The following is a 14,416-nucleotide window of genomic DNA, read 5'->3' on the forward strand; positions in this document are numbered from 1 at the left end:
TAAAATAGCTAAACTAAAAGCCCCGAACCTCGGGGCTTTTTTGTATCAAACGTATAAAATAAACTTCAGCTAATTCAAACAAAAAAGGTCATCATGAATAATTTACTAAACTTGCCTCGCAAACGTACACTAAGTTTGGCAAATCCAGTAATTATGGGAATACTTAATGTTACTCCCGATTCTTTTTCAGATGGCGGGAAGTTTATAGACCCTGATATTGCGCTGCAGCGTGCGCTGCAATTGTTAGACGACGGGGCGCAAATTATAGATATTGGCGGAGAGTCGACTCGCCCAGGTGCTCCTGATGTGAGCCTTGAGGATGAATTAGCACGTGTAATACCAGCGATTAAAGCAATTCGTGAAAACAGTGATTGCGTTATATCTATTGATACCAGTAAAGCACAAGTAATGCACCAAGCTATTTTAGCTGGGGCCGATATTGTTAATGACGTACGTGCATTACAAGAAAGCGACGCACTGAACGTAGTGGCGCAGTTTCCTGATGTTGCGGTGTGTTTAATGCATATGCAAGGACAACCTCGCAGCATGCAGGCAGCGCCGCACTATGATGATTTATTTGCAGATATAAAACAGTTTTTTAGTCAGCGTATTGCTGCGTGTAAAACAGCGGGGATTAAGCAAACACAACTTATTCTTGATCCTGGTTTTGGTTTTGGTAAAACACTCAGCCACAATTACCAACTACTGGCGCAGTTTAATGACTTTAATCAGTTTGGTTTACCGTTATTAGCGGGATTATCGCGTAAGTCGATGATTGGCAACTTATTAAATAGAAATACAAATGAGCGATTGGCCGGCAGTTTAGCGGGCGCATTAATCGCAGCACAAAATGGTGCGCATATTATTCGTGTACACGACGTAAAAGAAACCGCAGATGTACTTAACGTACTACAAGCCTGCAAACAAGGAGTACTTTAAATGAAAGAAAGAAAATATTTTGGCACCGATGGTGTACGCGGGCTCGTGGGTGAGCATCCTATAAATCCTGAGTTTGCAATGAAACTAGGTTGGGCTGCGGGCCGTGTCCTATCAGAAAATGGCACTAAAAAAGTGATGATAGGTAAAGATACCCGCATTTCAGGCTATATGTTAGAAACCGCATTACAAGCAGGGTTAATTGCAGCAGGAATCGATGTTGTATTACTGGGCCCTATGCCAACCCCTGCGATTGCTTATTTAGCACAAACATTTAGAGCCGAGGCCGGCATAGTAATTAGTGCATCGCACAATCCGTATTACGATAACGGCATAAAGTTTTTTAACTGTCGCGGTTTAAAGCTTGATGACAAAGTAGAGCTTGAAATTGAAGCCATGCTTGATGAACCAATGACTTGTGTTGAGTCAGATAAATTAGGTAAAGCGAGTCGCTTAACTAGCGCTGATGGTCGTTATATCGAATTCTGTAAAAGCCAATTTCCACAAAGCTTGTCGCTTGAAGGATTAAAAATTGTACTCGATTGTGCCAATGGCGCAACTTACCATATTGCACCATCAGTTATGCGCGAACTAGGTGCAAATATAATCACGCATGCGTGTGAGCCCAATGGTGTAAATATTAACCATGAATGCGGCGCTACTCACGTAGATACCCTAAAACGTAAAGTGCTTGAACATAATGCAGATGTGGGCATTGCCTATGATGGCGATGGCGACCGTGTAATGATGGTTGATCATAATGGTCGTGTGTTTGATGGTGATGACTTAGTGTATATTATTGCCTGTCAAGCAGCGCAAGATGATAATTTAGGTGGTGGTGTTGTTGGCACTGTTATGTCAAACATGGGCCTTGAAAATGCATTGAAAGCCAAAGGTATTGAATTTGCACGCAGTAAAGTAGGCGACCGTTATGTAATGGAATTGCTACAACAAAAAGGCTGGACTATTGGCGGCGAAAGCTCGGGCCATGTATTAAACCTTGATTTAATTAGCACCGGCGATGGCATTATTTCAAGCTTGCAAGTACTAGCTGCTATGGTTGCGCAAAATAAAACATTACAAGACTTAGGTACTGGTTTTACTAAGTACCCAATGAAAATGATTAACGTACGTTACACCCCAGGTACAGATCCGACAAAAGCGCCTGCAGTATTAGCTGCAGTAGCAGACGTTGAGCAAACTTTAGGTGAAAAGGGGCGTGTGTTACTACGTAAATCAGGCACTGAACCTGTTGTACGTGTTATGGTTGAGGCCGAACAAGAGAAGTTAGTAATCGACAGCGCAGAAAAAATAGCCACGGTTGTTGAATCTATGAGCAAACAAACTGATTGATAACAATAACCTCTTGTAACTTTGGGCGAGTCGAGTTAATATCTCGACCGCTTTCTCATGTGGAGTGGAAAAATGGCAGCACGCAAGGCGATGGTCGCAGGCAATTGGAAAATGAATGGCTCTTTAGAGCTGGTTAAACAAATGTCTGATGCTATTAACAATGTTAAATCAAACGAGATAGACATTGTTTTATTTCCTCCGTTTCCGTTAGTGTCAGCAATGATAGCCAGCGGTGTTTCAACGGGAACTCAAACTGTGTCAGAAAATACCCCCGGTGCATTTACCGGTGAAGTTGATGCACAACTTATTAAAGAGTTGGGCGCCCAATATGTATTAGTAGGTCACTCAGAGCGTCGTAGTATATACAAAGAAAGCAATGATGTCGTAGCTGCAAAATTTGCTCGCGCACAACAAGTTGGTTTAACGCCAATTTTATGTGTTGGAGAGAGCGAAAGTGAGCAAGAAAACGGTAAAACAGAACAAATAGTTGCTGCACAAATTGATGCAGTAATTGAAAAATTAGGTGTAGCAGCACTCAAAGATTCTGTGATAGCATATGAACCCGTTTGGGCCATAGGCACAGGTAAGACTGCATCGCCAGAACAGGCACAAAGCGTTCATAAATTTATCCGTGACAAAATCGCTTCATTAAACAGCGATTTAGCACAAGGGCTAACCATCTTATATGGTGGTAGCGTTAACGAAAAAAATAGCGAATTATTATTTGCACAAACAGATATAGACGGCGGCCTAATTGGTGGCGCAAGTTTAAAAGCAGATTCATTTACTGCTATCTGCAACAGTGCAAAAGGGACCGTATAAATGTACGAAATTTTACTAGTAGTTTATTTAGTTGTAGCTTTAGCGCTTGTTGGAATGGTTTTAATCCAGCAAGGTAAAGGTGCCGATATGGGTTCTTCATTTGGCGCGGGTGCTTCGTCAACTGTTTTCGGATCATCAGGTGCAGGTAACTTTATGACTAAAACAACGACAGTTTTAGCTTCTGTGTTTTTTATATTAAGCATAGTACTGGGCAACCTTACTGCAAGTCATATTAAAAAGACTGATGAATGGGAAAACCTTGAAGCAGCACCAGCTTTAGAAACAGTTATTCCTGTTGAAGAAGATGTGCCAGTTACATCTTCGAAAGAGCAACGCTCTGACGTACCAAATTAATTTAGCGTAAAAGCTAAAACGTTAAACGATTTATACTCCTCAAATAAATCATAAAGTTTAACACCTAAGCGCAAGCTTAAAAAATGCGGATGTGGTGGAATTGGTAGACACGCCACCTTGAGGGGGTGGTGCTTTAGGGCATGGGGGTTCAAGTCCCCCCATCCGCACCAAATTTAAAACCCAGTAACTAACGTTGCTGGGTTTTTTGCTTTTAGCTAACGTTAACCTTTATTACCACAAAATCTCCTCACAAAATCACTTATTTAATCTAACAACAGATGCTTTTAGAACACACATTATTACTTGTGTAATCAGTTATGTAGCATTTTCATATAACAATAAAATCCTTGGTCCATTTAAACTATGCCGCAATGCTAAATTGATGCTAAGTTAAATAAAAAATAGGAGATAATTTGTGTCAAAAGTAGCGTTTATTTCAGGTGCAAGTAGAGGTATTGGTCGTGCAACAGCCATCGCATTTGCAAAAGCAGGCTATCGAGTAGCAATAACAGCTCGTGAATTAGATAGCGAGGTAGCACAGCAAAGTACGCAAGGGAGTTTAAAACAAACAGCCCAAATGATGGAGCAATTAGGTTGTGAGGTCATTGCGCTAAAAATGGATTTACTTGATTTTAACTCCGTTGCTAGTGCTCTAAAGCAGGTGTTTGAACACTTTGGTAAAATTGACGTGGTTGTTAATAATGCTATTTATCAGGGGGCTGGCCTTAATGCTTCTTTACTAGATGTAACGCAGCAAACGCTTGAAAAAGTTGCTAGAGGTTACATAGGCGCGCCAGTGCAAATAGCACAAGCTGTTTTACCAAGTATGTTAGCGCAACAAAGCGGTTGTATAATAAATATAACCTCGGGAGCGGGTGAAAAAGATCCGCCTATTCCTGCATCTAAAGGGGGCTGGGGTTATGCATACGGTGCAGGTAAGGCTGCAGTGTCGCGACTGTCGGGTATTATTTGCCGTGAACATGGTCATCAAGGTATTCGCGCTTTTACAGTAAACCCGGGAGTTGTTAACACTGAAACGCTAAGAGCGACTATTGGCGATCAGGGTATTAAAGGCTTGCAGCAGGCTGTAGCCGAACCGGATGAAATAGGTAATGTATTGTTATGGATTGCAGATAACTCTGCAGCAGATGAGCTGCAGTACAGTACCATCTCCGCACAAAAGTTAGCGCGCGAGTTAAACCTACCTAAATAATCGAACCTCATATAATCTTGCTGCTTTGTGCTAGGTCAATTAAGCGCAATTACAGCAAGGTTATAATTAATATAACTTTATATCCTACCTACCAAATTATGCGTATTAACCCTATCTCAACGATCATTACTGTGCAAATACAGCTGTATTCGTAGCAACAATAGCAGCACAAATAAAAAGGCCTTAATAAATATTAAGGCCCTTTTTCACTATAATAATTATTTAATTAATACTCAAAACTAACATCTATGCCATAGGTTCTTGGCGTACCGTATGCCTGCGCATCAAAGAAGTTAAAGTTTGAACCAAATACAATGTACTCTTCATCGGTAATATTTTTCCCCCAAAGCGATACTTTAAGGTTTGAACGCTCACCTATCTTGATATTAGATAATGTTAGGCGTGCATTGAGTAGCGCATAGTTATCACCCACTAAGCTTGGGTCAGATACAGAAAATTGATAGTCATCCACCATCACATAGTTTGTATTGAGTGCTAAGTTACCAAAGTCTAATTCGGCTATAGTCCAATTCATTGCAACAGATGCCGAATAAGAGGTGTTGTCGGTAAATGTAATATCACTGTATTTCGTATCTAAATACCCAAGGCTGGTGGTAAAGAATAGGCTGTCGGTAGCAGCAAATTTAGCATCAATCTCGATCCCCTTATTTTTCGACTCACCAGTATTAAGTGAACGACGAATACTGCCATCGAAAATGGTTTTTTGTAGGTTAGTGTTATTATTTAAAAATACAGCGGTATTAAGCATTAAACGGTCATCCAGCAGCATTGCTTTAACACCAACCTCATACGCTGTGGTATCTTCAGGATCGGCAGGTGTTAGTGTTCCTTCATAGTTTGCTTCGCCCATATTTGCTGGATTAAGATAAGCAAATCGGTCGATAGAACCTGGGTTGTAAACCCCTGCAGCGTACCCTTGTGAGATACTAGCGTACATAGTTAAATCTTGATCTACTACATAATTAAATAGCAGTGATCCCACTGTTTTTGACCAGTCAGTTTCAGAGTGTAAATCGTTTCTTAACATTGCATCATGCTTTGCTACGTTAGTCAGAGATTTGGTATCTTTTGTATAGCGTATCCCTGCAACCACATTTAACTCGTCCGTTAATTTATAATCAACATTGGTAAAAAGCGCCGATGATTTAGCGTTTACTTTATAAAAGCTACCCCATGGTAGTGAGCCGGTGAATAATACGTTAGCGCCTTGGCCTGTAAAAATACCTATATTCCACGGGTTGTTTTCTTCACCTTCTTCACTGAAGTAATAATACCCAGCTACGTACTTTAAATCACCTTCTAAAAACTGACCGAGTAGTTGAAATTCTTGTGATTTTTGCTCTTGTGATTTCACGCTAGTATATTGAAACGCCGGAATAGCAAGCACGTCACTGGTGTCAACACTTGGTGGCGAAGTACTGAAATCTAAAGCTGGAGCAAAATAAGCACCGCCATCGGTATCGTAACCTTCGCTTAAATCTGAGTCATAGCTGCGAAATGAGCTAATCGATTTAAAGGTATGGTTGTCAGAAAAATCCCATTCAAACGTTAAGTTGTGTCCTTCAATATCAACATACTCACGGCCATGTTGATCTAATTCAAACTCGGTTTGACGGCCAGGCGCTTTCTCATTGGCGGCCATCATTGCAAATACGTTGCCGGCATAGAGCTTACCCGTAGATAGGTCCATAGTGGGTACATTTGGATCTGTATATTGCGGGCGCACATTGCTAATTTGTACAGGCATAGCGACTGAACTGCCATCAGTATTGTCATAGCTGTAGTTAACGGTAAAATCATCACCGGTATAACGCAGTGCAACACGCAGTGCATCAACATCTTCTGCACCTAAGTTTTTTTCTTTTGCACCAGCAAAGGTATTGGTAGCCCAACCATCATGCTCACTGGTCATATACGTAAGTCTGGCGGTAAAATTACCAATTGCGCCGGTATCAATTGATGTGGTTGAGCTAAGTAAGCTGTTATTACCTACAGTAACCTTTTGCTTAAATTGAAAGTCATCTGATGGTTTTCTAGTGACTAAGTTAAGCGCACCACCGGTTGTATTTTTACCCCAAAGTGTACCTTGAGGTCCACGTAGTATTTCCATACGCTCTAAATCAACGATATTAAAAATAGCCCCAGAGTTACGTGCTAAATAAACGCCATCTAAATAAATACCTACTTTAGGGTCAATCGCTAATGAAGGTTCAGATGTCCCTAGGCCGCGAATATCCATGCCAACGTTAAAGGTACTACCATATGGAGGAAAAATTTTGACGTTGGGTGCTTGCGCATTAACATCACTGATATCTTCAATACCCAGGTTTTCTATTGCTTCAGCGTTAAAAGCGGTAATGGCGATAGGCGTTTCTTGTAATGTGCTAATACGTTTTTGGGCTGTTACCGAAACACGCTCAATGCCTTTAACTGCGGTCTGTTTAGCTTCGGCCTGCTCTGGTTCTTGCGCTGCAAATGCCTGACCAGATACAGCACATGCAATAGCAAACGCTAACGGTTTTATAGTGAGATTTGATGCAAACCTATTGTCATTTAAATTCATTACACTTCCTCGATGATTTTTTATATTTATTTCAGCGATAGGCATTCACTAACTACTGCAACCCTCATTGAGTAAAGCTTATCAAAGAGGAAATGCCTAACCGCTATTTTGTTGTACTTTTTTTACACTGCGGTTTGAAAGTAGCGATAAGTGATCTGTTGAGCATCACGCATTTGGACTATGTGTAAATAAGAGGTAAACAAACTGCTGCTTTGGTGTTGTTTTATAAGCGTTATATAAGTTAGTGTCCGTTGCCGTATTTGTTCACTTGAGTTTTACACCCATATTTTAATCCCCTTTCTTTGGTTAAGCTGTTGAATTTAAAGTGATATCACTGAGTTTGGAAATATTGTTCTTTATTATGTGAGTTGCTTAATAGCGCTGTTAATTATTGCGTGGAATGAGAAGTTTTTTTGCTTAGTCCATATTGACGATGAGAGATAGTGGCTAGTGTGAAAATCTGGTGTTAAGCAAGTTGGTGAGTTTAACCAGTGCAATTGCGCGCTAATTCTATGAAGGATAACAACCATGAGTGTTCCATATAAAATTGATATTACAGGTATCTCAGATGATTTTCTTACACCAGAAGCTAATCGTCTCATCGCAGCGGCAGAGAAGTTGGTTCCTAACTTACTTGAGCGCGCCCAAGCTGCAGAAACTGCTGGTAAAGTACCTGATGAAACAATAAAAGAAATGATTGCAGCAGGTTTGTTCCGTGTTTTACAACCTAAACGCTGGGGCGGATATGAGCTTGACCCTAGAGTATTTTATATTATTCAAATGACGCTAGCGCAAGGTTGTATGTCTACCGCTTGGATTTATGGTGTTATTGGCGTACATAACTGGCAAATTGGCTTGTTTGATGAAAGGGCACAAATAGAAGTACTTGCTGAAAACCCAGAAATATTGATTGCTTCTACTTATATGCCAGTGGGCAAAGTAGAAAAAGTGGAAGGTGGTTTTAACTTTTCAGGCCGTTGGGGTTTTTCAAGCGGTGTAGAGCACTGTGAATGGATATTTTTAGGTGGCTTAGTGCCTAAATCACCAGGCAGTAAAGAGCTTGAACATAGAACATTCTTATTACCTAAATCTGATTTTAAAGTGGTAAAAAACTGGGATGTACTTGGACTACGCGCTTCTGGTAGTCACGATATTGTGGTTGAAGGGGCATTTGTTCCTGAGTATCGCACCCACCAAACTAATGACTACAGCGACGCAGCTTGTAAAGGGCGCGCGATTAATGATAACTGGTTATACCGTATCCCATTTGTGCAGATATTTCAGCGTGCTGTATCTACCGCGTGTATTGGTGCACTGGATGGTGCTGTTACTGAATTTCGTCATCGCTGCGCTGAACATGTGGGTAAACACGGTGGTAAAACTGCAGAAGACGTGAATGCGCAAATGGCAGTAACCGAAGCAATAATGACCAGCGATCAGTTGAAGTTGGTGTTGTTTCGTAATTTTGCAGAAGTGGTAAAGCATACTCAAAATGGCGAAATGATGCCAGTTAATGACCGTTTACTACAGCGCGCGCAATCAGCAGCTGTGCCTAAACAGTGTAGTGAAAGAATTAACGAGATTATGCGCGCTTGTGCAGCGTCGGGAACTTATAAAGGTAATCCGATTGAGCGAATTTTTCGCGATATAAATCAGTCTCGTGGTCATATTGCTAACAATACAGATACTTACATGCGTGCACATGGCACTGTAATGCTAGGTTTACCTAACTCAGATCCTTTTGTATAAGCTAGGGAGTCGCTATGTCTCGTTATCATAATTTAACTATTGCTGAAGTAATACAAGAAACCGCTGATGCGAACTCTATTGTATTTGACGTACCAGCATCGTTAACCGAGCAATTTGACTATCAGCCGGGTCAATTTTTGACCCTTAAACTCCCTTATGAAGGGGCGTTTTTGATGCGTTGTTACTCTATGTCGAGCACGCCAAGCCAAGATACAGGATTACGTGTCACGGTTAAGCGTGTAGCAGACGGGCGAGGTTCAAACTGGATTTGCGATAATCTTAAAGCGGGTAGCAACATAGAAGTGATGCAACCTGCTGGGCTGTTTGTGCCAAAAGATTTAGCGGAAGATCATTTGTTATGTGCAGGGGGCAGTGGTGTTACTCCTGTGCTGTCTATTTTGCGACATGTGTTAATTAATGGCACCGGAAAGGTGCGGGTTATATACGCTAATCGCGATGAAGCCTCGGTTATATTTCAGCAAACATTTAAGGCATTATCGGCGCAGTACCCAGAGCGTCTTGAAGTGATTCATTTATTAGATTCGTTACAAGGCATTCCTTCATTATCACTGTTAACTTCGTTAGCCGATGGTATGCAACAAGGACGTGCTTTTATTTGTGGCCCTGGGCCATTTATGGATGCAATGGAATTGGCCGTTAAAGCCGCTAAATTTCCTGCTAGTCGTATCCATATTGAACGCTTTTCTAGTGCAGTGCCAAAAATCACAACAAAACCGGTACCAGCCAATTCATTAAAAACACCGATTCAAGACAATATCGCAGAACTTGTTGTTGATGAAGCAAATATGCCAGCGGCAACAATACAGCTTGAACTTGATGGCGAACATTATGTTATTGCTTGTGAGAGCGGACAAACCGTGCTTGATGCAGCTGAAAAAATAGGTATTGAATTACCCTACTCTTGTCGCGAGGGCATGTGTGCCTCGTGTATGTGTGAAGTGGTGTCAGGGCAAGTAAAACTTAATAATAATGATGTGCTCGATGAAAAAGATTTAGCAAACAACTTAACGCTAAGTTGCCAAGCAGTGCCTTTAACCAGTGAGCTTAAGCTCAAATATACCTAACACTTAATATTAATATCAGTAACGCAACGCGTTATCACTCATTCACTCAGTGCAACATTGTTTGCACGTTTCCGATATAAGGAATTTCTCATGCAATCTCGTTTTAAAGATAAAGTCGCTTTCGTAACAGGTGGTGGCAGCGGAATTGGTGCAGCTACTGCACAGCGACTTGCACAAGAGGGCGCCACAGTAATTATTTGTGGTCGCAATAAAGCACCATTAGACGAAGTAGTAGCGACTATTCGCCAGCAAGGCGGTAACGCTCATGCAGTACAAGCCGATGTAAGCAACGAGCAAGCATTTGTTACAGCACTTGAGCAAACGGCGGAGCAATATGGCAGCCTCGATATTTTAGTTAATAATGCCATGGCCTTTACGTATGGGGCAATTGAAGATATGAGCACCGAACAGTGGCATAGCAACTTTACAACCTCGGTCGATGGTACATTTTGGGGCACCCGAACGGCAATGCAATTAATGAAAGAAAAAGGCGGTGCTATTGTTAATATTTCATCTATTTGTGGTGAATTAGGTACGCCGATGATGGCCGGATATAGCGCCTCTAAAGCGGCGGTAGTTAATTTTTCACGTGCGGCTGCGGCAGAAGGTGCAGCGCATAACATTCGCGTTAATGTGGTAGTACCCGCAGTAGTAGAAACCCCGGCTACGGCAGGTATGTTAAGTGACGAGGGTATGCTAAATAATACCAACAGGCTTATTCCTATGGGTCGTGTTGGCCGCGCCGATGAGTTAGCCAGTGCAATTGCCTTTTTAGCCAGCGATGACGCATCTTATATAACAGGGGCTTCTTTACCTGTTGATGGTGGCCGCGCAGCAGTATTGGTAACCGCTTTAGATTAAGGACATTGTATGACCACAAATAACCCACTATTAACCCCATGCAAATTGGGTGATATAGAAATAGCAAACCGAGTAATAATGGCGCCAATGACGCGTAATCGCGCTGATGCAGATGGTACACCTAATAGCATAATGCGTGACTATTATGCACAGCGAGCAAGTGCTGGGCTGATTGTAGCTGAAGGCTCGTGGCCTGTTGTTACAGGGCAAGCGTATAATCGCCAACCGGGAATAGAAACGCCAAAGCAAATTCAAGCATGGCGCGAGGTAACCGATGCAGTACATCAGGCGGGCGGTAAAATAGTGCTGCAAATTATGCATGCAGGGCGTATTGGCTCGCACCATATTAAAGGTAGTGATGTAGCTACTGTTGCTCCTTCAGCGATAAAAGCTCGTGGCGAAGTGTATACCGACAGTGCGGGTATGCAGCCATTTGATATGCCTGAGGCCTTAACTACAGAGCAAGTGTGGCAAGTAATAGATGAGCATCGCCAAGCTGCCGAAAATGCAAAAGAAGCTGGTTTTGATGGTGTTGAACTGCATTGCACCAGTGGCTACTTACCTATGCAATTTTTGTGTTCTGATTCAAACCAACGCAACGACGAGTTTGGTGGTAGCGCTCAAGCACGCGCTAAATTTGCTAGTGAATGTATACGAGCTATGGCGACGGTATTTGGCGCAGGGCGAGTTGGTTTGCGGATGAATCCGGGAAACCGCTTTAACGATACCAAAGATGAAAACCCAGCAGAAAGTCATTTGGCCTTGCTGCATGCGGTGGCCGATTTAGATCTTGCTTATTTGCATATTATGCGTGCGCCGACAGCCGATATCGACGCCTTTAAAATGGGCAGAGAAGCATTTAAAGGCGCTCTGATCATTAATGATGGCTTTGATGGCGAGTCTGCTGCTGAGGCGGTTACTTCAAACCAAGCAGAAGCGATTTCATTTGCTCGTCACTATGTTGCTAACCCTGATTTAGTAACTCGTTTTGCAGCGCAATTACCGCTGGCAAAGTTTAAACGTGAAACACTTTATACCCCAGGTGCGGCAGGCTACACCGATTATCCAAACGCATAATAAAGTACTGTTATTGAGTGTTGCAACATAATATGTGCTGCAACACTCAATAGCTTCATTTCATCATTTGTCATAGTTTTCATACAATAAACTTAATCGTTAAAATAGATTAATATTACTTTAATTAGACTAAATGATAATCAAAGAGTCACTTGCAAACCTTGCTAATAACGGTGATAGTGGAGTAAGTGAAATATTAAATAGCAGTATAAATTAATAATATAGCATGCTTATTTTTTTGTTTTATTTTCAAGTTTTAATCAAAAAAAATAACTATAGGTTGAAAAATGGCACAATTAGATATAAGTCTCGATGCATATAATGAATTAATAAATGCATTATATGAAGCGTCGGCAGATACCAGTTCTTCAAGTTGGAATATCCCTCTAAAGCTAATCCAAAGCATACTTCAAGCAAACTATGTCACCTTAATATTAAAAGTTCCCGAGGAAGACGATTTAGGATTAATGATCGCAGTAGGTGAAGGTTTAGAAGAAGGGGACACCGTTCAGCATTTACCCTATCAATATAAATTAACCCCTTTTGCTGATCAACCACTTGATACAGTGTTAACTGTTGCGGATTTTATGGATGAAAACGAATGGAAAAATTCATCATATAGAGAACACTGGTGCGAAAAAAATAACATTTACCATGTACTCACTGCCGATATTAGCACTCCTAATGTTGGTCATTTAAGGTTTAGGGTTACGCGAACCGATGCACAAGAAGATTTTTCTCAAGCTGATAAAGCGTTTGTAGAGTTACTTATCCCGCATTTTAGACGCGCAATTACTACTTTTTTACAGCTTTATAGTAGTGCCTCTTTAGGCTCGTTATATTCTCGTGCTATTGGTCGTTTGTCTATTGCTACTATTACTATTGATGAGCATGGCAAAGTACTCGATAAAAACGTATTTGCTAGCCATATACTCGACGCCGAAGACGGGCTTAAAATAATTGGTGGTAAACTAACCGCGCAAGATAACAGTGATAATCGCGAGTTAAAACGCTTAATTAAAGCAACGTTTGCTAATGCTGATGGCAAGCAAACTATGCCAGAGGCAATGTCGATTACTCGTCCATCAGGCGAAATAGCTCTTGGTGTAGTAATTGAAGTTATTCCCTCATTAGGTTGGGCTGAAGGTAAAGGGCAAAACAAGGCCGTAATTTACATTCGCGATGCGGTAGGTAAATCGACCACCAGTATTGAAATATCGAAAAAGCTATTTGGTTTAACGCCGGCAGAAACTGCGCTATCACTGCAGTTAACTAATGGTTTATCGTTAGAAGAAGCTGCTGAAGAGCTAAATATTCGCCGTAACACAGCGCGTGCTCACTTACGTTCTATATTTTCTAAAACCGGTGTACGCAGGCAAACAGAGTTAGTTAGATTGTTTTTAAATAGTGTCGCTGCGCTGGGCTACGACGACAGAAATAGCTTGTAAACTTTATTACAAACGATTCCTGCCTTACCTTAAAGTAAAAATAAGTAGGCAAAAAAAAGCCAGCTAAATGCTGGCTAAAATTAACAAAGGGGAGTGTTAATTAATTTAAATTAATGACTATTACCCTTACTTTCCGCTAAATACAGGATGGCGTTTTTGTAAAAACGCCTCCATACCTTCACGTTGATCTTTTGATGCAAATAATAACGCATTTGCTTTGCGCTCCAGCGCCATAGCACTGGCAAGTGGAGCGTCCATTCCTGCTAAAATAACTTCTTTTATTTGCTCTGCCGCTAGCGGAGGCATACGTGCTATGCGACGACAATTTGCTAGTGCCTGTTTATATACATCGTCATCTTCGCACAGCTCACTTACCAGTCCGCCTACCCAAGCATCGTAAGCACTAATAGGCTTACCTGTAAGCGCCATTTGCATTGCTTTAGCTTTACCTACTGCACGTACTAAACGCTGCGTGCCACCAATACCTGGCATAATGCCAATGGCTATTTCGGGCTGACAAAAACTTGCGCCTTTACCGGCAATAATAATGTCGGCCAACATGGCCAGTTCACAGCCACCGCCATACGCGTAGCCATTTACTGCAGCAACTACAGGAATTGGGCATTGCTCAATAGGTGCCCATAGGCGTTCTGTATGGCGCTGGTAAATCTCAATTGGGTCTGCATCTATTAAGCTAGTAATGTCGCCGCCTGCAGCAAATACTTTGTCGCCACCGGTTAATAAAATACAGCGAATGTCTTTATTGTTTGCCAGCTCAGTAAAGTACTTAGATAGTAATGTTTGCAGCTCTAAGCTTAATGCATTGGTGGCACTGGGTCGGTTTAACGTTAACTCGGCCACGCCAGGCTCAGGGAAACTTAGTAAAACGCTAGGCTCGTTTGTATCTGTCATTCAATACTCCAAAACATTGCTA

General features: G+C 41.6%; 12 protein-coding genes and 1 tRNA gene. 11 read left to right on the plus strand and 2 right to left on the minus strand.

Going from position 1 to position 14,416, the window contains the following annotated elements; translation table 11 throughout:
- Positions 1–93: 93 nt before the first annotated feature.
- From folP to PNIG_RS04600, 6 genes are all read left to right on the plus strand, one after another.
- Positions 94–939 carry a dihydropteroate synthase gene (folP, locus tag PNIG_RS04575; RefSeq protein ID WP_089367902.1) on the plus strand — a complete coding sequence of 282 codons (846 nt, stop codon included), beginning with the start codon at positions 94–96 and terminating at the stop codon, positions 937–939.
- Positions 940–2,289, plus strand: a complete 1,350-nt coding sequence (gene glmM, locus PNIG_RS04580; RefSeq protein WP_089367903.1) for a phosphoglucosamine mutase — start codon at positions 940–942, stop codon at positions 2,287–2,289. It begins immediately after the preceding gene.
- 72 nt (positions 2,290–2,361) lie between these two features.
- The gene (gene tpiA / locus PNIG_RS04585) at positions 2,362–3,111 is read left to right on the plus strand and encodes a triose-phosphate isomerase (RefSeq protein ID WP_011327566.1); all 750 of its coding nucleotides are present in this window, start codon (positions 2,362–2,364) and stop codon (positions 3,109–3,111) included.
- Positions 3,112–3,465, plus strand: coding sequence for a preprotein translocase subunit SecG (gene secG / locus PNIG_RS04590; RefSeq protein ID WP_011327567.1), 354 nt, complete (start codon positions 3,112–3,114; stop codon positions 3,463–3,465). It abuts the gene before it with no gap.
- An 85-nt stretch (positions 3,466–3,550) separates the two neighbouring features.
- Positions 3,551–3,635: transfer RNA gene (locus tag PNIG_RS04595), tRNA-Leu, on the plus strand.
- A 245-nt stretch (positions 3,636–3,880) separates the two neighbouring features.
- The gene (locus PNIG_RS04600) at positions 3,881–4,678 is read left to right on the plus strand and encodes an SDR family NAD(P)-dependent oxidoreductase (protein ID WP_011327568.1); all 798 of its coding nucleotides are present in this window, start codon (positions 3,881–3,883) and stop codon (positions 4,676–4,678) included.
- A 226-nt stretch (positions 4,679–4,904) separates the two neighbouring features.
- Here PNIG_RS04600 and PNIG_RS04605 read toward each other — a convergent pair whose 3' ends face one another.
- Positions 4,905–7,262, minus strand: coding sequence for a TonB-dependent receptor (locus PNIG_RS04605; protein ID WP_089367904.1), 2,358 nt, complete (start codon positions 7,260–7,262; stop codon positions 4,905–4,907).
- A gap of 528 nt (positions 7,263–7,790) precedes the next feature.
- Here PNIG_RS04605 and PNIG_RS04610 point away from each other — a divergent pair.
- From PNIG_RS04610 to PNIG_RS04630, 5 genes are all read left to right on the plus strand, one after another.
- Positions 7,791–9,011: an acyl-CoA dehydrogenase family protein gene (locus tag PNIG_RS04610; protein ID WP_011327570.1), complete on the plus strand. Its 1,221-nt coding sequence runs from the start codon at positions 7,791–7,793 to the stop codon at positions 9,009–9,011.
- Positions 9,012–9,025: 14 nt separating this feature from the next.
- Positions 9,026–10,096 carry a ferredoxin--NADP reductase gene (locus tag PNIG_RS04615; protein WP_089367905.1) on the plus strand — a complete coding sequence of 357 codons (1,071 nt, stop codon included), beginning with the start codon at positions 9,026–9,028 and terminating at the stop codon, positions 10,094–10,096.
- Positions 10,097–10,186: 90 nt separating this feature from the next.
- Positions 10,187–10,957, plus strand: a complete 771-nt coding sequence (locus tag PNIG_RS04620) for an SDR family NAD(P)-dependent oxidoreductase (RefSeq protein ID WP_089367906.1) — start codon at positions 10,187–10,189, stop codon at positions 10,955–10,957.
- 9 nt (positions 10,958–10,966) lie between these two features.
- A complete protein-coding gene (locus PNIG_RS04625; RefSeq protein ID WP_089367907.1) occupies positions 10,967–12,034 on the plus strand; it encodes an alkene reductase in 1,068 nt (355 codons plus the stop codon).
- A 287-nt stretch (positions 12,035–12,321) separates the two neighbouring features.
- Positions 12,322–13,482 carry a helix-turn-helix transcriptional regulator gene (locus PNIG_RS04630; RefSeq protein ID WP_089367908.1) on the plus strand — a complete coding sequence of 387 codons (1,161 nt, stop codon included), beginning with the start codon at positions 12,322–12,324 and terminating at the stop codon, positions 13,480–13,482.
- Positions 13,483–13,608: 126 nt separating this feature from the next.
- Here PNIG_RS04630 and PNIG_RS04635 read toward each other — a convergent pair whose 3' ends face one another.
- Positions 13,609–14,394 carry an enoyl-CoA hydratase gene (locus PNIG_RS04635; RefSeq protein ID WP_011327575.1) on the minus strand — a complete coding sequence of 262 codons (786 nt, stop codon included), beginning with the start codon at positions 14,392–14,394 and terminating at the stop codon, positions 13,609–13,611.
- Between the last annotated feature and the right edge of the window lie 22 nt (positions 14,395–14,416).

Source organism: Pseudoalteromonas nigrifaciens (assembly GCF_002221505.1).
Taxonomy (GTDB): Bacteria; Pseudomonadota; Gammaproteobacteria; order Enterobacterales; family Alteromonadaceae; genus Pseudoalteromonas; species Pseudoalteromonas nigrifaciens.

Bases quoted from the DNA above. Each gene is read 5' to 3' on its own strand.
- folP (WP_089367902.1), top strand. From the start codon at position 94: ATGAATAATTTACTAAACTTGCCTCGCAAACGTACACTAAGTTTGGCA.
- glmM (WP_089367903.1), top strand. From the start codon at position 940: ATGAAAGAAAGAAAATATTTTGGCACCGATGGTGTACGCGGGCTCGTG.
- tpiA (WP_011327566.1), top strand. From the start codon at position 2,362: ATGGCAGCACGCAAGGCGATGGTCGCAGGCAATTGGAAAATGAATGGC.
- secG (WP_011327567.1), top strand. From the start codon at position 3,112: ATGTACGAAATTTTACTAGTAGTTTATTTAGTTGTAGCTTTAGCGCTT.
- PNIG_RS04605 (WP_089367904.1), bottom strand. From the start codon at position 7,262: ATGAATTTAAATGACAATAGGTTTGCATCAAATCTCACTATAAAACCG.
- PNIG_RS04610 (WP_011327570.1), top strand. From the start codon at position 7,791: ATGAGTGTTCCATATAAAATTGATATTACAGGTATCTCAGATGATTTT.
- PNIG_RS04615 (WP_089367905.1), top strand. From the start codon at position 9,026: ATGTCTCGTTATCATAATTTAACTATTGCTGAAGTAATACAAGAAACC.
- PNIG_RS04620 (WP_089367906.1), top strand. From the start codon at position 10,187: ATGCAATCTCGTTTTAAAGATAAAGTCGCTTTCGTAACAGGTGGTGGC.
- PNIG_RS04625 (WP_089367907.1), top strand. From the start codon at position 10,967: ATGACCACAAATAACCCACTATTAACCCCATGCAAATTGGGTGATATA.
- PNIG_RS04630 (WP_089367908.1), top strand. From the start codon at position 12,322: ATGGCACAATTAGATATAAGTCTCGATGCATATAATGAATTAATAAAT.
- PNIG_RS04635 (WP_011327575.1), bottom strand. From the start codon at position 14,394: ATGACAGATACAAACGAGCCTAGCGTTTTACTAAGTTTCCCTGAGCCT.